Consider the following 16,935-nt stretch of genomic DNA (forward strand, 5'->3'; position numbering starts at 1 on the left):
GATTCCCCCTATCTCTGTGGTAACAGCTTCACATATTCGTCGGACAAATTCATTAGCTTTAATACATACTCATAATCGCTCTGATATTTCGAGAAGTCCGTTACCGGCTTGAGCGTATCCAGCGACACAGCTTCACCATCTGCAAATCCTTTTCCAGGGACATAGAGAATGTCATCATTAAAGAAGGAACCGGAAGGCAAATAATACCTCATCCCTAACACATTACGATCAATGTTGAGCAGGTCATGACCAAAGGCTGTATAACCTTCTTGTTGTAGTGAAACGCCCATTAAATTAGCTATCGTAGGAAGGATATCCAGTTGTCCTCCCGTACGCTCTACTACCTTCCCTTGCTCCATTCCCGGTACACGCACAATGAGTGGAATATTAAAGCGGCTGATCCGGGAATCGTATGGAATACCAAGTGCACTTTCCACTTGCTCTGGTGGAACATCCTGAGGCTGTAGGCCAAAGTGGTCGCCATACATGACCAGAACCGTGTTATCCCACATTCCATTTTCCTTCAAACCTTCTATTAAAGTACCTATGGCATAATCAGTATAGTTAATAGCCGTCAAATAGTCACCTAACATCGTGTCTTTCATGTCATCAGGTACAGTGATTTTCTTAAAAGAATCTGGAACTTTGAACGGATGATGACTGGATGCGGTCACCATCTGTGCGTAGAAAGGGGTTCCTTTCTTCTTCAGCTCTGCCAATTTCTCGACACCCGTAATATACAGCTGTTCATCGGAAGCACCAAACGCATTAAAATGATCATTCGTAAAATAATCCTTGTCATAATAGCCGTTAAACCCAAGCGCCGGGTATAACTCATTCCGATTCCAAAAGCCTACTTTATTCACATGAAAGGTGTACGCCTCATACCCTTTATCCCTTAGCAGTCGCGGTAAGCTTGGCAGTTCTCTGTCCCCGAATCCGGTAGACATGGCCAAAGTACCCATCGGATAAATAGACGTATTGCTCATGAATTCAGCGTCAGACGTATTCCCTGGTCCAATCTGCTGATAGACATGCGGGAAATAAAAGCCCTCATCCGCTAGCTTATTCATGACTGGCGTCAGTTCCTGACCATCCAGGGATTGATGCAGCGGGAAATTCTGAAAAGCTTCCAATTGCAGCACAATTACATTTTTACCCTTTTGTGAGCCAAAATAATCAGGAGTCGTACCCGCTGGCTTGTCACTATATGGATAGGAAGATTGCAGCGCGTCAACCTTCGCAATCGTATCCTTAATATCACCCGTTCCAATGAGATTGTTATCTTCATTAATCTTAATCGCTGCAACGACTTCATAATTTAGAAATCCGGCAGTTTCTGCCTGCACAAGCTCATTTGTAATCCCCCGTGCAGAGCGGACAGAATATGCCGATAAAGAAAAACCTCCAATAATGGATACCAGAATCACCACCACATGCACGAATCCTGTCTTCCGGGAACTAAAGCGTTCACGCGGGTAGGTCTTTCCTTGTTTCCATCTGCGAATCAAACCATAGATAGCGAAGAGGACAAAATCCGCGAAGAATAAGTAATCAATACTCTTTATGGTAGATTCTACGCTTGCCTTCACTTGAAATACCTGATTGATTTCAGATAAGGCCAGATAGGTTGGAACAGAACCAAAGTGATTAAAATATACAGCGGCTGCGAACAGCAACAGCGATAAAAAGCCGTTAAATATCCAATAGACGGTTGTTCTCACCCTAGAAGGCGTAATCACCGTTAAAATCCCCATAATCAAAAGGACTGGCGCTACATCCGCTGCAATCCATTCCCAAGCAATTCTATCAAAGAACAACACTCTCAGAAGCAACAGCTTTAACCATAACAATATAACAACGATAAAAAAATGGGCACGATCCGGCCCTTGCTTTTTCACTTATAATCCCCTCTTACATGTTCATTTGTTCGAAATATCAAATCTATTCTAGTAATTTGTAAAATATCAGGTTGTTCTAGTATAACAATACTTACTTTTTTTATCAAAATGGTAGAATTATCTTCCACTCAAAAAAAAGAGATGCCCCGCTGCCCTTTCGGCATTGGAATATCCCTGTTAACTATGAGTTGATCAATCTTCAGACGATTGAAGTAGACTTAAGCAATCTTTTAATAGAACGGTTCGCTTCATTTAACACAACTTCCTTATCTACAGTCTTCAGCAGACCTCTTTCCATCACGAGCTCCCCGTCGATAATCGTAGTTTCCACATCAGCCCGGGTAGCAGAATATACAATTCTAGAGATGGGATCTACGTCGTAGGAGGGGAAGGTATGGAAATTGAAGAGATTCAGAAGCACTAGGTCTGCTTTTTTACCTACCTCGATACTGCCGATCTTATCCTCCATCCCTACCGCTTTTGCGCCACCTATAGTTGCCATACGAAATACACTGCGGGCATCCATTGTCGTAGGTCCATGTTGAGGCTTCTGAATAATTGCCGCGAGCCGCATTTCATTAAACATATCCAGATTGTTATTGCACGGTGCACCGTCAGCACCCAGACTTAGTGACACCTGCTCATGGAGCATCCCCGGTGTATCAGCAATTCCGGAGGCTAGTTTCAGATTTGAGCCAGGGCAATGACTTACATGAACTCCACGATCCCGCAATATGCGCCGCTCCTCGGCATCCAGCCATACACAGTGCGCCAGTATTAAGCGCTCATTAGCTAATCCTAGGTGATCCAGGTAGACGATGTTACGCATCCCAGTCATCGCCTGCACAATCTCAATCTCCCCTAAATTCTCAGAAGCATGGGTGTGCACCTTCACATCATACCTTGCGGAGAGATCTCGTACCTCGGTTAACAAGGGTTCGGTGCAGGATATTACAAAACGCGGAGAGAATGCATATTGAATCCGTCCATGGCCATAGCCATTCCATTTTTCAAGCAAATCCACACTTTCCTGTAAAGAAGAAGCGGTGTCCTCCTGCAGTGCTTCAGGCACATCTCCTCCTTTTTGATCCATCATTACCTTACCGGACAAAGCACGTATTCCACTTTTAGCAATGGCCTGAAAAGCATAGTCCGTATGGTGAACAGTCTCCATATCAACAATCGTAGTGGTTCCGCTGGAAATCAGTTCTCCTATACCGAGCATCGCCGAATAATAAAGGGATTCCTCATCATGCGCTGCCTCTAACGGCCAAATCCGTTTACGCAGCCAGTCCATAAGCTCCAGATCATCTCCCTTCCCACGGAATAACGTCTGGCATAAATGAATATGCGTCTGAACAAAACCGGGAATTAACGTACGGTTCGTGGCATCGATGACCTTTTCGTCTCCCTGCGGGATCAGACCAATGCCGATTTCTACGATGATATCATCCTTAATTCGAACATCCCCGACAATAATTTCCTCCTGTCTGTTCATTGTAATGATCTCAGCATTTTTGATCAGAATGTTCCCCATTGTCCTTATCCCCCTCATTGTTCATTCGTTTGCCGTTTCACGGTGTAACACAAAAAAGCCACAAAAATATGCCGTAGCATATTTTCGTAGCCAGAAATTTACGGTTTCCGGTAGAGACCCTTAAACCAATTATTAAGGATATACGAAAAAAAGGACTATTCATTTGTACGTTGAATAATCCAATAGTAATTGAAAGACAACTCTAATGTCAATATATATAACATAAATACAAATTTATTTTTGTGAAATGATCATACTTCACCTTAATACGTCACTTTTCATAACACAATTATTCTTCTCCAAAGAGTCCACCCTCAAATAGCTCCCCATTAAACAAATCAGCTTGAGGTTCAACCTCCAGTCCATCTTCGGTATCCAATTGTATATTTAACTCTCCGGCTGCCTTTTGTCCAACCCATTTAATAGCACTACTACCTTTAGGAATATTTAGAATAACTTCTTCATCCTTTTCCCCACTCCAAATAGTGGTTAATTGCTGATCTGCTGTAGTCTGAATTAACTTAAATTTTCCGCGTTTGTTATTACCCTGTATTTTTATTTTCAATGAAATATCTTCTTGGGAATTCATTCGCCAGACCGTATACACCCCAGAAAATCCACTGTATTGAATAATAGCGTGTTCCTCGTTGATTTCCCCCTTTTTATTTGAAAATGTAAAACTGTCCCCAACCTCCAATAATCTGTTCTCATTATTAAACACATTCTCTTGTTTACTCGCAAAACCTCCACAACCGCCCAACCATAAAATCGCACATGCAATAACCATTAACTTAACCGAACGGTTCAATTACAAATCACTCCTTTTAAAATCCAAGGGTTCCAGCTGTTTAACAAACTATGGCGATATAATCTCATATTAAATAAATTTATATCTTGGGAGACATAGCTAATTTTCCCACGAAGTGCTTCGACGTCTATTTCTAATATATTTATTTCATTACAACTAATATGATCTCTCAAGTCTGTAAAAACCCAATAATAATTTAACTAACGTACTTTTTCCGTCAAGGATTTGCGGGAATGCAACATCGTCTAACATTTCACCTTGCATATCAAAATACTCGTATATTCGATCAAATACAACCTTACAATTAATTACATATTAATCCAGTTAGAAATATCATATATTGCTTATTTTTCAAATTAAAACACAAAAAAACCTCTATTTCAGAGGCCTCTTACATGTCACTCACGCAATCTTTATTCTGGAAAGTAATGATCTCTTACATATTCAGCACGAAATTAATAACAGTTCATAGATAATTTGATTTTCCTAGTTATCCATTAGATTGCATTCCTGCTAACACTTCAGTGGCAGATCAGTAGAGTGATCTCGTATCCTTACACCACTTTTATATCAATTCACCATCTCAAACCCTCAGCACCTTCTCGAATACTGGAAAGTTCGCCGTCCGGTTCGGAAAATCCACTTCACCTCTATGGTCATAACCAAGGCGAGGATAGATTTCCAGTGCTCTAGTATTCTTCGCATAAGTATCCAGCCGAATACTTGTGTAACCATTACGCGCTGCGTAATCCTCTGCGAAAGCAATTAGCCTAGTCGCAATCCCTTTTCCCTGAATATGTGGATGAACTGCTAAACGATGCATAATCAGATGTGGCCCTTGATTTTGCTTCCACTCGATCTTCTTATATTCCTCAGAAGCATTCTCATCCAGTACAAGAATACCCGCGATAGCTTGATCTTCTTCACATACATATAAGGTACCCTGTGCGATATCCAGTTCGATAATCTCTTTATTCGGATAGCTTTCATCCCACTGGTCGCTTCCAGCGGCCTGCATAACTTGTACACATTTTGAGATCAATTCCATGATCTCTTCGATCTCATCCTGTCTAGCTTTTCTAATTCCATTTCCTACTTGCATCCTGCTATCCCCTCTTTCTTATCGACATCTGAAAACCTCTGAATAGATTCTCGTTTTAGAAGTCTATCATATTCGGAGACAAATTCCGATAGTAGGATGATTCCAGAGAGGATGCAATCCCTCTAAGCTGAGGGACACGAAAGATCAGAATAACGCGTCATAGATTAGATCTCCGGGTCCCTTCCTCTTAACTTACCTGCCGCTGCTCAGTTAAACTCCAGCTTATGCCCGTCCTCGAAGCCCTTGGCGAAACCGGCATCGAACCCCACGTTGTATGCTTCGGTGTAGCCCTGCTGAAAGGCGTCTGCCGGCGGCGTTTCCGGCGAAACGCCAAGATCCGTGGGGAGCGGAATGACCTGTGGAGCAGGTGGAGCCTCGATAACCGGCACTACATGAACTGGTGCTTGTATAACCCTCACCTTTCGAACAAGCTTGCGGCGAAGTCTTCTTTTCTTTCGTACCAAAAGACCCTTCTTCGTCTTTCCATAACGAACGATTTTCCGAGAAAGTCCTCTGCGGGGTTTGCGGGCTAGACCTCTACGCACTTTCGTTTTCCGCGAGAGCAGTAGTGTGCGTCTGCGGGTTCTGCCTGAACGTAATGTTCTAAGGCTCTTTTTCTTCATGCCTCTATTCCTCCTGTGCTCCATGATCTCTGGAGGTTCCTACGGCGTATGCCTTGCTCAGCCATGGCGCAGCAGGAATTCCCCGTTTCGGTTGATGCAGTGAAATCCCGGACATCATCCGGCACATCGCGCTCTGATACCCACTTAAGATTCTGATATTGTCGCTCAATTTGCGGGCCGTCAGCTCAGATTGCCCCGTCAATTCGGCGATGCTCTCCAAGATGGCCGCCAAAGCAGCCTGACTGCGCGAAATGGAGCGGATCATCTCCAGCTTGACGGCATGTTCAGAGAGACGGTCCCCGCTCATTTGCTGTCTTCTCCAAAACTGAACCCATCACCTGACATGTCTCCAAAACCTTCCCCGCCACCATCATCTTCCCCACTGCCCAGCACTGCTTTTAAATTGCTGTAGAGTCCATTCTCCAATTTAGTCAGCCCTTCGACCATCTCCACGATAACTTCGTGAATGGAGAGAGATTCCTTTAGCTGCTCTTCATGAGATTCGAAAGCTCTAGCGTGGATATGATGTTGTGCCCACTGTTTTACCTTTTCAGCTTCAACCGCCTTAGCTTCCAGAATCATTGCAATGTTCCACTGGATAGTGGCGGTCGACTCCAGCATTTGCAGATAAGCCTTTTCTCTGCTCATCATCCGCCTCCTGCTCCTATAGCGTTACTCTTCTTCTTGGCCGTTCAATTCCTTAATTACTCTGCCTACCCCTTCAGCCATCGCTTCTTCCAGATCTGCAAGTGCGTTCAAGTAAGCAATAATATTCTTGTTTACTTGAGTTGAGCTTTCGATCATCCCGCTGATACCGTCAAAACCGGGATCTGCATCTGGCAGATCGTGGACAATTTGCGACATACGGACAGCCACGTGGCGCTCAGCATCTAGTATCCGCGCCATCTGTTCGTGTGTATGGGCCATGTGCTGCAGGACTTTGGTTATTTTATTCTGCACCTTCATGTCTCCTTTGCTCAAACGCCCTGCTACAGCATATGCGGCAGAAGCCGGGACGGTGCCGAGGATATAAAGGCAAGTTAGGGCTCTATACAAGCGGATTGGCGGACACAGGATACTTTAGAAGATTGAAACAGCCCGTCTATATGGAAAATAAAAGACCAACAGCCCGGTCCATTGGAACGGGCTGTTGGTCTTTTGGATTAATAATATTTATTAATGATTCTGTAAAAAAGAACCGCCGTTTCGGCGCGGGTTGCAGCTCCCGTTGGATGGAGCAATTTCCCGTCACCAAGGACAATGCCCTCCCTGACCAGTACGGCTGCTGCCTTCACGGCATAATCAGCCACTTTAGAGGCATCCGCAAATTTGCCAAAGTCGGAGATGGAACCGGCTTCTGCTAATTTTCCTGACTTCTGCAATGCTCTTACGATAAATACCATCATATCCTGCCGGGAAATCTCTGCTCCCGGATTGAACCTGTTGCCGCCGACTCCGCTGGCAATGCCCAATTGTTTGGCGATTCCCAGCGCTTCATAATAGTATGCGTCCTGATCGGCATCCGCGAAGCTCACTTCAAAACCAGCCTTTAAATCAAACGCTCTGACCAGAAGCAATATAAAGTCCGCTCTTTTCATCTTGGCGCCCGGTTCAAAGAAAGTTCTCGACGTTCCCTGAACGATTCCTTTAGCCGCCAGAGCTTCAATAGCCTCTTTGGCCCACAAATGGCTGCCGATATCACTGAAAACAGGTTTCTTGGGCTGCAGTTCCGGTGTGGGTGCCGGTGTTGTCGACGGACCTTCACTTGGCTTCAGAGCTGCCGGCGTTGGCGTTGGAGTCGGGTTACCACCTCCGCCGCTGCCCGAGCCACCGTCCCCGCTGGCCTTTAATGTAGATACGATTCTCACATTGCTTATCTTGGACGTATTTCCTGCTGCATCAACAGCTATAATATAGTATTTGTACTGGGTATCCGCAGATAAACCGCTATCTCTGTATTCTGTTGCCTCCAGTGTCTTGATTTCAACGTCATTGCGGTAAATCCTGTATCCCGTTACTCCCAAATTATCCGTGGAAGGTGTCCATTTTAAATCAATAGCAGAGCTGGATACCGCTTCCGCTCTCTCTATTGTTGGTTCCATGGGAGCCTCAGTATCAACGATGGTTGGTGTCCACCAGTTGCCGGATGCCACAATCATGCTGAGCAGACGCAAATTATTGCCAAAATATAAATCGTCTTCGGTGGAAACAGCCGCATTATAATCCCATAATCTATTCAGCCACTCCTGATTGGATGAATCAATCATGGCGCTGACCATCATCGGTGCGGAGAAGGATGTGTCTGCATAATCATTGATTGCTTCCGTGCCGTCCAGCTTATATCCCGCAAGGATCTTGGCCGGATCATTATCCGCCTTGGCCCGAATCCAGCGGTTCAGCGTGCTGAGCTGCTCTTTAGCCCGGTTATCACCTGTCAGGAGATAATCCGTACTGATCCGCCAGGGAATACGGGAAGAGTTGTAGTTGTAATCCCCGTCATTTTCCGATTCCAGGAAGTATCCATCCGGGGTATCCCATATCTTCTGGCTTACCGGTTTGTATTGCCCATCCGTATCATCCTTGAATACAAAATCCGGCAACAAACCGGCTTTGGGACTGTAATTTTCATACAGACTATTAATGATGTTGTACGTCTTATCGGTAACACGATCCCAATTGGGGTCTCCGGATACATTTTTAAAATCTTTCAGATGCTGCAGCATAAAATCGGAAGGACGTGTAGCATTGCCGAACGTGGAATCATTGTCACTGACCCAATCCGCCAATTTCAATGTCCACTCGGAATGGTTGACATCGCTTTTCATAATGGCGTTGATTACCTTTTTGGCCTGGGACAAGTAGTTAATTTCCCCGCTGCTGCCCCATTGGCTGTCGGCAAGCAGAAGAGCGTAAGCAATATCCATATCGCCGTCGGTTGCCGAATCCACACCATTGATATCAATAATTTTGGTGCCGGTATCCGCTTGCTGCCATGCCATTAAATCGGGATTGATTTCACTTGGATGTGCTCTGAAATAGCGATACATCCCGTCAAAATACTTCTTAGCCTCCGGATCATGACCCGCGAGCAAAGCGGTAATCAGCATTCCGTAGCCATGTGCTTCCGAAACTGTAATCTCGTTATTCTCAAACCAGTCACCATCGCTATACCATACGTAATATTGGTCTGACTGATATGGATTTTGTTTCAGATATTTCGTTTTCCACTCGGTATATAATCTGCCCACCGTAGCGTCCAGTTGGGCCTGAGTCAAGTGATTCGGCTTAATGGAGCCAGCCACATAAGACGTATGCTGCGGAAATGCCTTATGGACACCCGCTCCAGTGGATGAAGGTTTGGTCGTTACTTGAACGGTATTACTCGCCAGCGATTCCATCTCTTCTGCATTATAGGCCTTCACAGTATAACTATAGGCCGTATCCGGAGTTAACCCGGTATCGCCGTAGGAGACTTCCTTCGTCGTGCCGACTTTGCTGCCGTTGCGGTATACGTTGTAGCCTGCTGCCTGAATGTTACCGGCCGAAGCCGTCCATTTCAGGTTGATTTGGTAAGGAGAAACCGCAGCTCCTTTTAAATCAGAAGGTGCTGAAGGCGGCTCCGACTCGCTTGGACCTTCGATTGTTCTGACTTCAACCGGATCTGAATTAATTCTTGTGCCGACCGTTTTGACGATAAATTCATATTTTTTTGCAGGATTGATATCATCTACCGTGTAGGTGTATTCCGTTTGACCTTCCGCTACCGGCACATATATACTCCAGTGTGTCTTCACCTTGTCATTCTTCTCATAAATCCGGAATCCTCTTACTGGTTCTGTACTTGCAGAAGGTGCACTCCAGGTCAGAACCGCCTTGCTGCCGTTCAATTTCACCTTCACCGCTTCCGCCGGGTCCGGCTTGGTGTCCGTTCGCTTGATCCCATACTTGTCATATGCTTTTAGTCCGTCGCCAACGGTGTCCGGCTGACTCTCATCTGCTACGGCTGCGGTATACGCTGTAAAGGAAAGCACCCGGTCAGTGATGGAAACATCCGTAAACATCTTCTTCTCCGGCTGTTCGTCGATAGCTGCAAAGTAATCATCATAAGGAACCGGATTCCCGTTTTCGTCCCGAATCTCGCGGGGTTCTCCATTCTCATCCAGTTCATATTGATTGTTCTTATAATAGAATTTATTTCCGAATGCATTGGACATGAGATAGACCGTACCTTTGGGGTTGAGCGCATTGCCCTCTCTATCAAATGTCAGCTTCTCCTTGGGAATAACTTCATCATTGTACATTTGGAAGGATCTCATATACATATGATCATGGGCCTCGAACACCATATCAATGCCCATCTCGTCAAAGGCGGGAATCAGGTATTTCTTGTAAAACTGGACGCGATCGTCTTCCCATTGTGCAGAGTTGTCGCCTGCTGCATAGGGGCTTTTGTGAAAAGTAACAAACTTCCACTTCTTGTCGCTGCGGGCGACCGTACTCTTCATCCAGGCCACTTGGTCCCAGAATTGGTCATCCGCCCATTCCACATCTTTCCCATTCTCTGCAAGTGCCCCCGAGTACTGCGAATTGAAGACAAGATAGAGTGCATCACCGTATTCAAAAGAATACACAGAGCCTTCTTGGGTATCCGCAACAACCTGTTTCGGCAAGTTGAAATGGTTGTAGAAGTTGTTATTCGGTGTCGTCTCATCTCCGTCATAATCCATGACCTCATGACCGCCAAGTACAGGCACATATGGCACTTGCAGCAATTGATTCTGGGCTGCCCCGAGCATCCATTGCCACTGCTCCTCCAAATCACCGTTATCCACCAGATCTCCGGCGCTGATCAGGAATTTAGGGTCGCCTATATAATCAACTGCTTTCCGGAAGGTATCACCCCAAGGCTCAAAGTCAGACTTGCTGGAAGCCTGTGAATCGGAACCGGCGATAAAACGGAAAGGCTGGTGGCCGGCAGCATCCGTAGTGAACGAACCGATAGAGCTCCAATCACCTGATTTTCCGTTACCTGCCCGAAACTTGTAAGCTGTTCCCGGTTGAAGCTGGTCTGCAATGACTTTATGACTAATAAATTTCGTTTTATGGTTCGTGCTTCTATCGCTTTTACTCATAAAGGTCTCAATTTCATCGGCCTCTCCCTGATAAGTCAAAGCCCCGTTCTCCGGGAAAATGTTCCCCATAACCTTTGAGGCTTCTATAACCTGTACCACGGTATCCGTCATTGCATCCGTGTACCAGGCCAAGGCAATGCTCGTCTTTGGATCTCCGTTAAACGTCATATTAATGGATTTTGGAGCAAGAGGCGAATCCTGAACGCCAAAATTCCAGGAAACTTCCCGAACCAGCGGCACAAGATTTGCCCCCTTGATAAGCTCCTTGGGTACAGTTACCGTGTAAGACTTCCCATAAGTCAACGGAGGATGGTTTATCCGCAAAGTATCTCTGTTTAAGACTTCAAGTGTAACCCCATCAACCGGTTGATCGTTCTCATCGGCAAATCGGACTGCATAGCCCGGATCAAGGGCAATGGCCTTGTTGAATTTGATTTCAACGGGAGCTTCGGGAGACACATTTCCAGAACCGTCTGCAGGTTGCTGGACAAGATCTACAGTAGGAATGACAGGTTCTTTCCCCGGGATCGGCTCGCCGGACACCTTGATATTTCGGATTCTACTGGAACCTGAACCCCCTATGCCCTCATCATTCCCTCTAGTGTTGCTATCGGAGCTGACGATCCAGCGAATATATAATATTTCCCGATCATTGCTGTTCGGAAGGGGAGTATTCACCAGTCTGCAGATATCGCCCGGGCAATCAAAACTGGAGACAGCCATTTTAAGATTCGTATTCGGCACATCCTCCCACGTTTGTCGGTCTACACTTGTCTGCACTTTAAAATCACGCGGACCTGACCCGGATGAATTTTGCTCAGAGGATAAGGTAATATTCTCAAATCCGGTTGTAGACACGGCAGCAAGCCAATACTTTTTCCCGTTTCCATTGTCCCAGCCCTGATAGCTGATCGCTTTCTTGCTTACATCCACATCCTCGAACACACCGCCTACATTGCGAAAAGTAGACGCTGTCTCATAGATGCCGTATGTAGCCGAGATTACCCCCACATTTTCAGCGGCCTCATCAAACACCCATTCGGCAATCGTCTTTACACCGGGTATTGAATCTGAACCGACAGCATCTGGTGCAGGTGCAGCATTTGCAATCTGGTATGGCAGCAGTAAAAGCACGAGCAACAAAGAAATGGATTGGTGCAGCCTTCTTTTCAAATGACCCTTCTTTTGCACTCTCGTTCCCTCTTTTCGCAAATAATAGTTTAAGCGCTTTAACTTTCACTTGCAGCGGACCCTGATTTTCTTTTCCCCTCCTTAAATACAATTTATATGTAAATATAGCGCATTCATTTCTATTCAATCTCTGCATATTTTGTTATTGTTAATGATTTTCTACTTTTACCGCTATTTAATTTCTAGCCTGTTCAACAGGTCAATGAACGTGATACGATTGATTCAGATTTGGATCATGTTTCTACGAGTGCGAGGATCATTCCCGCCGGATTGGAGATGACACCCCTGGAAATCAACTTCTACAAGTCTGATCCCTTTCACATTAGCCGAGAGAAAAAAAATGTTTCAAGTATGCCTTCAAATCATTATCACGATGCTTATGAAATTCTCTACTTAGTGTCTGGAGAACTGTACTATTTTATAGAAGACCGAACCTTTCAAATCGTCAGCGGGGTTCTATTGTTCATTAACGCTAATGACCTGCACAGACTGATTAATGTAAACGGTATGATGTACGAAAGAGTTACTTTATTGTTTAAAAGAGAGTTCCTTCGCGACTTTTTTGCGGACAGCCCTCTTCCATTCGACCTCTTCTCCTGCTTTCACTCCAGATCAAATGCGATCAAGTTAAGCGGCTACGACCAGAACTTTGTCGAGAATCTTTTCAGCAAATTGATTCATGAAGACACCAAGAGACCTCCAGGCTTCGACTACTATCGGAAAATCCTGTTGATGGAGCTGCTGATCTTCATCCAACGAAAAAAGCTTCCGGATCAAAACGAGCATTTTGTAGTAACGAACCGGACCCATAAGAAAATTTCCCAAATCATCCATTTCATCAACGGTAACTTCGCTGAGCCTCTGTCTCTGGAATACATATCGGACAGGTTCTCCATAAGCACCTCCCATTTAAGCCGAACGTTCAAGGATACAACCGGTTTTACTTTCAGCGAATATGTAAATAATACCCGCCTCAAAGAAGCCCGCTCTCTGCTGCAGGACTCCAAATTAACCGTTTCGGAAATCGCTGAGCGTGCAGGATTTGGTAACCTTACCCATTTTGGAAGAGTATTTAAAACCATGACCGGAACCTCACCGCTCAAATACCGCAAACAGAACCGGGTTGATGAAGATAATATCTCTACGCAAGCATGAGATCGGGTGCTTCGTATGGTGAAAGATACACTTTCTTATATTTTATAAAAAAAAGAGTGCCCGACCCAAGGCCGGCCACTCCACGTTACCGCTGCCACTTATGGCAGTGCATCCTTCAGCTTCTCTCCCGCCTCCCGCAGAGACTGGAACGTCCCCGCATCGCTCCACCAATCCTTGAGAACATCATAGCTGAGCCTGCGGTTAGCAGCATATATATTATTTACATCGGTAATCTCCAGTTCCCCCCTCTTGGAAGGGGATACTTGACGGATGATGTCAAATACAGCTTCATCGTACATATAAATACCTGTTACGCAAAATTTGTTCTTGGGATGCTCGGGTTTTTCTTCGATATAAGCGATCCATGCAGCATCTTGACTATCGAACACGGGAACACCGTATCTACGTGCGTCGTCCACCGGCTTCAGCAATACCTTGGCTGTACCTTCAGGCTGCCGGAGATAGCTCTCCACGTAAGGCGTCAGATCATCCATAAATAGATTATCACCAAGCAATACGACAAACCGTTCCCCAGGGAAAATGAATCCTTCTGCTAAATCGAGAGCCTCTGCAATGCCTCCAGCAGCTTCCTGAATCTTATAAGTCAGAGATACACCAAATGCTGCACCGCTGCCTAAAAAATCCGTATACAGACCCGCAGATTGCTTGCTGATGACCAGAAGAATGTCGGTAATCCCTCCCCGGCGAAGCCGATCTATGCCGTAACAGACCATAGGATATTTGCCGACCGGAAGCAAATGTTTGTTCATAAGCCGGGTCAGCGGCCACAGTCTGGATCCTGTTCCGCCCGCCAGTATGACTCCCTTCACTTACTTTCCTCCTCTTTATCTAAGTCCTTTGCCTTCGGATCTGCACTTTATATGAAACTCGTTGGATCCACATTCCATTTGTTCATAAAGAGCTTACGATTTCGTTCCACCAGCTCCTGTAGCCCGGTGTGGTATACCTGCTTGAAGCTCGCACTTCCTTCATGGTGTACCAGACAATCTCCTGCGATAAGCAGTCGGTACCCCTTTAGCCTGGCGCGATAGCAAAAGTCATCATCCTCGTAATGTCCAGGTGAATATCTCTCATCCAGCAGACCTACGGAAGTAAGTAGCTCTCTTTTGAATAAAAAACATAATCCTACCAAACGTTTAGTCTCCAACCATTTTTGAGGATTGGAACGGTTAGTTATCTCTGCAGCCTTATGAAAATCTAACAGACTTTCATAATCAGTCTTCACCTGTTGACGTCCACTCGCATAGTTTGTCACTGGCCCAACAATACCGACTTCAGGAGCACTATATAGCGATCTCTTCAGATTAGTTAACCATCCATGAGAAACTACCACATCATTATTCAGCAGTAACAATTCATCCCCTGATGCTAGAAGTAGACCTAAATTGCAGGCGGATGGAAAACCTCGATTCTCAGGCAATGAAATAAACGTTATACGATTCGCACGGCAATAGGCATCCGTTCCATCTGATGAGGCATTGTCTACAACGATGATCTCGTAAGGCAGTGGAGTATAAGCACGTATCGATTCCACACAGGACCGCAGCAGAGGCAACGCGTTGTAGGTCGGAATAATAATACTAGTCATCGTCATATCCGGTTCCTCCAAGCAGCTACTTGTCTGCGGTATTCGCGCTGCGTTTCGCTATTAAGTAGGCCCCCATCATCTTGACGGGAAAGCACCTCAAGGAGAGCCTCTGCGTGATCCCCTATGATCAGTTTCTCCACAGCATTTCCAGCACCTATATTCGCTTGACGCAGCCGGTTATGCTTAATCACATTCACCGTTCCAACTTTCTCCACCCTTAGCTTCTCTAATACAGAACGAGCTTGGGCTTTAGGAGGAACTATTAATTCACGGTAGCCTATGGTCTCAAATGCTCTCCGGGAAAGCGCGTGCGGGACAGCCGTCATAGAGCTAACTCCGAGATCGTACCGTCCAAGAGCATAATTCAGAAACAGCTTGCTGCGAGTAACATCATCGCATAATCCAAAAGAAGGCATCAGTGGATCCAAATCATTAAGAGCCACGTCAATTCCACCATCTACAGCAGCTGTGAATAATCCGAGCTGAGCTGCAGGGATAACCATATCTCCGTCCAGGAAGAGTAGAATATCTCCTCGACTCAGCTTCGCACCAATAGCCCGCCCTACATCATGTCCAACGGACTCCGGGCAATGCACAACTATAGCTTGACGATGTTGTCTGGAAATGGGAAAGCTGCTATCGCTGCAACCGTTAAGCACGACGATAATTTCAGTAGGTCCCAGCCGCGTTACCTGTTGCAGCAGATGTCCCAAGGTCTGCTCCTCGTTACGCGCGGAGATAATAACTGACAAGGTCCCACGTAAGCACGGTAAATTCAATACCTCGCGACCTACCTTTGATTGCCGGGACAGAATCGGTGGCCGAGCGGTAGGGGTGCCTCTTTTTACCGAACGATTCGCTCCCCTTTGGCGGGGTGCCAGTTTTGTTTTGGCCTGACTAGATGCTGAACGTTTCTTTACCGTACGAGTTGCTGTTCCTCGTCGAACGGCAGAGCTACCAGATACTTGTAACAGAGCAACCATCATCTCACCATCTCTCTGCGCCGGGTTCCGTCGCTAAACCCCGCCCTGTTTCCCCGGTGTTCAAGCAAGAGGGATACAGCCTCCATATGATCTGCTGTAATCAACTGCTGCAAAGGATCTGTGCCATCCTCCTTACGTCTGACCGCATTCAGTTTGCCTACATGTACTTTGTGAGCAGCCACCACACGTAAACCACTCAGAACTGCCTGAGCATGTGCCAGAGGGGGACGAGATAATAACTGACTCCCTAAGATTTCAAGCGCTCTTCGGCTGATTGCATGCGGAACCGCCGTCATCGAACATCCTTTTAGATCCGGACGGCCAAGCAAAATATTAAGTGCATGTTTGGATAGCACCACCGGATGGGGCGAAAGGCTCCGTACCGGTCCGGAATAATCATTAAGCGCTATGTCTGCGCCACCGCTAACAGCCGTGACGAAAGGACGTAGCCCCGAGGCAGGAATCACTAAATCCCCATCTGTAAACAAGAGAACCTCTCCCTTAGCTGCCTCTGCTCCGACACTGCGGCCAACGTCGTGTCCAAGCGGTAACTCATAGGAAATAACATGCGCACCAAGCGAAAGGGCAATTTCTGCCGTTTGATCGGCTGATCCGTTGACGACTACAATAACCTCGCAGCGCGGATGGACTCCTCTAGCTCCGGCTATCGCTCCCGCGATGGTCTTCGCTTCATTCATGGCCGGAATAATAACCGAAACATAGGGATTTGGATGGTTAACAGTAGGGACTGCAGCGACTTGCCGCACTGGGCGAGAAGTCCGCCGCTTGATCCGAGAGACCCGCCGTCCCGTGCGGCGGGCAGAAGTACGTTTGGGCTTCATGCTCATCCACCTTCCTTACAGAGCCTATTCGTCAGGCTGAGGGTTACATCAC

At 46.1% G+C, this 16,935-nt stretch carries 14 protein-coding genes and 1 riboswitch; of the genes, 1 reads left to right on the forward strand and 13 read right to left on the reverse strand.

Going from position 1 to position 16,935, the window contains the following annotated elements; translation table 11 throughout:
- Positions 1 to 8: 8 nt before the first annotated feature.
- The 9 genes from ACN6KS_RS25165 to ACN6KS_RS25205 all read right to left on the reverse strand — a co-directional run bounded on the left by ACN6KS_RS25165 (position 9) and on the right by ACN6KS_RS25205 (position 12,294).
- Entirely contained in the window at positions 9 to 1,901 is a 1,893-nt protein-coding gene (locus ACN6KS_RS25165; protein WP_440960744.1) for an LTA synthase family protein, read from the reverse strand.
- A 199-nt stretch (positions 1,902 to 2,100) separates the two neighbouring features.
- On the reverse strand, positions 2,101 to 3,438 hold the full coding sequence (locus ACN6KS_RS25170) for a 5'-deoxyadenosine deaminase (protein WP_440960745.1): 1,338 nt from the start codon (positions 3,436 to 3,438) through the stop codon (positions 2,101 to 2,103).
- Between the two features lie 67 nt (positions 3,439 to 3,505).
- Positions 3,506 to 3,604: riboswitch (purine riboswitch) on the reverse strand.
- Between the two features lie 123 nt (positions 3,605 to 3,727).
- A complete protein-coding gene (locus ACN6KS_RS25175; RefSeq protein ID WP_094876888.1) occupies positions 3,728 to 4,246 on the reverse strand; it encodes a hypothetical protein in 519 nt (172 codons plus the stop codon).
- A gap of 583 nt (positions 4,247 to 4,829) precedes the next feature.
- Positions 4,830 to 5,348 carry a GNAT family N-acetyltransferase gene (locus tag ACN6KS_RS25180; RefSeq protein ID WP_440960746.1) on the reverse strand — a complete coding sequence of 173 codons (519 nt, stop codon included), beginning with the start codon at positions 5,346 to 5,348 and terminating at the stop codon, positions 4,830 to 4,832.
- A 206-nt stretch (positions 5,349 to 5,554) separates the two neighbouring features.
- Positions 5,555 to 5,971: a hypothetical protein gene (locus tag ACN6KS_RS25185; protein WP_440960747.1), complete on the reverse strand. Its 417-nt coding sequence runs from the start codon at positions 5,969 to 5,971 to the stop codon at positions 5,555 to 5,557.
- 4 nt (positions 5,972 to 5,975) lie between these two features.
- A complete protein-coding gene (locus ACN6KS_RS25190) occupies positions 5,976 to 6,278 on the reverse strand; it encodes a hypothetical protein (RefSeq protein WP_042130853.1) in 303 nt (100 codons plus the stop codon).
- On the reverse strand, positions 6,275 to 6,619 hold the full coding sequence (locus ACN6KS_RS25195) for a hypothetical protein (RefSeq protein ID WP_042191502.1): 345 nt from the start codon (positions 6,617 to 6,619) through the stop codon (positions 6,275 to 6,277). Before ACN6KS_RS25195 ends, ACN6KS_RS25190 begins: the two co-directional genes overlap by 4 nt.
- A gap of 24 nt (positions 6,620 to 6,643) precedes the next feature.
- A complete protein-coding gene (locus tag ACN6KS_RS25200; protein WP_042191504.1) occupies positions 6,644 to 6,931 on the reverse strand; it encodes a hypothetical protein in 288 nt (95 codons plus the stop codon).
- A gap of 203 nt (positions 6,932 to 7,134) precedes the next feature.
- On the reverse strand, positions 7,135 to 12,294 hold the full coding sequence (locus tag ACN6KS_RS25205) for a glycosyl hydrolase family 8 (RefSeq protein WP_440960748.1): 5,160 nt from the start codon (positions 12,292 to 12,294) through the stop codon (positions 7,135 to 7,137).
- 276 nt (positions 12,295 to 12,570) lie between these two features.
- On the opposite strand from ACN6KS_RS25205, the gene ACN6KS_RS25210 reads away from it, so the two are divergent.
- Positions 12,571 to 13,449 (forward strand): AraC family transcriptional regulator, encoded by an 879-nt coding sequence (locus ACN6KS_RS25210; protein ID WP_094871714.1) that lies wholly within the window; start codon positions 12,571 to 12,573, stop codon positions 13,447 to 13,449.
- Positions 13,450 to 13,547: 98 nt separating this feature from the next.
- Here the strand turns inward: ACN6KS_RS25210 and ACN6KS_RS25215 are convergent, their stop codons facing one another.
- From ACN6KS_RS25215 to ACN6KS_RS25230, 4 genes are read right to left on the reverse strand one after another with little or no spacing between them, the layout of a single operon-like run.
- On the reverse strand, positions 13,548 to 14,279 hold the full coding sequence (locus ACN6KS_RS25215; RefSeq protein WP_094871694.1) for a sugar phosphate nucleotidyltransferase: 732 nt from the start codon (positions 14,277 to 14,279) through the stop codon (positions 13,548 to 13,550).
- A gap of 47 nt (positions 14,280 to 14,326) precedes the next feature.
- The gene (locus ACN6KS_RS25220; protein WP_094871692.1) at positions 14,327 to 15,064 is read right to left on the reverse strand and encodes a glycosyltransferase family 2 protein; all 738 of its coding nucleotides are present in this window, start codon (positions 15,062 to 15,064) and stop codon (positions 14,327 to 14,329) included.
- On the reverse strand, positions 15,061 to 16,044 hold the full coding sequence (locus tag ACN6KS_RS25225) for a glycosyltransferase family 2 protein (protein ID WP_094871690.1): 984 nt from the start codon (positions 16,042 to 16,044) through the stop codon (positions 15,061 to 15,063). Before ACN6KS_RS25225 ends, ACN6KS_RS25220 begins: the two co-directional genes overlap by 4 nt.
- On the reverse strand, positions 16,041 to 16,883 hold the full coding sequence (locus tag ACN6KS_RS25230) for a glycosyltransferase family 2 protein (protein WP_440960749.1): 843 nt from the start codon (positions 16,881 to 16,883) through the stop codon (positions 16,041 to 16,043). The genes ACN6KS_RS25225 and ACN6KS_RS25230 overlap by 4 nt, the downstream gene beginning before the upstream one ends.
- Between the last annotated feature and the right edge of the window lie 52 nt (positions 16,884 to 16,935).

This window comes from Paenibacillus nitricinens, from assembly GCF_052056485.1.
In the GTDB taxonomy this organism is placed as follows: Bacteria; Bacillota; Bacilli; order Paenibacillales; family Paenibacillaceae; genus Paenibacillus_AQ; species Paenibacillus_AQ nitricinens.

What these genes read in the sequence shown, in the direction of transcription:
- ACN6KS_RS25170 (WP_440960745.1), bottom strand. Translation starts at nt 3,438, where the DNA reads ATGGGGAACATTCTGATCAAAAATGCTGAGATCATTACAATGAACAGA.
- ACN6KS_RS25180 (WP_440960746.1), bottom strand. Translation starts at nt 5,348, where the DNA reads ATGCAAGTAGGAAATGGAATTAGAAAAGCTAGACAGGATGAGATCGAA.
- ACN6KS_RS25185 (WP_440960747.1), bottom strand. Translation starts at nt 5,971, where the DNA reads ATGAAGAAAAAGAGCCTTAGAACATTACGTTCAGGCAGAACCCGCAGA.
- ACN6KS_RS25190 (WP_042130853.1), bottom strand. Translation starts at nt 6,278, where the DNA reads ATGAGCGGGGACCGTCTCTCTGAACATGCCGTCAAGCTGGAGATGATC.
- ACN6KS_RS25195 (WP_042191502.1), bottom strand. Translation starts at nt 6,619, where the DNA reads ATGAGCAGAGAAAAGGCTTATCTGCAAATGCTGGAGTCGACCGCCACT.
- ACN6KS_RS25210 (WP_094871714.1), top strand. Translation starts at nt 12,571, where the DNA reads ATGACACCCCTGGAAATCAACTTCTACAAGTCTGATCCCTTTCACATT.
- ACN6KS_RS25220 (WP_094871692.1), bottom strand. Translation starts at nt 15,064, where the DNA reads ATGACGATGACTAGTATTATTATTCCGACCTACAACGCGTTGCCTCTG.
- ACN6KS_RS25225 (WP_094871690.1), bottom strand. Translation starts at nt 16,044, where the DNA reads ATGATGGTTGCTCTGTTACAAGTATCTGGTAGCTCTGCCGTTCGACGA.
- ACN6KS_RS25230 (WP_440960749.1), bottom strand. Translation starts at nt 16,883, where the DNA reads ATGAAGCCCAAACGTACTTCTGCCCGCCGCACGGGACGGCGGGTCTCT.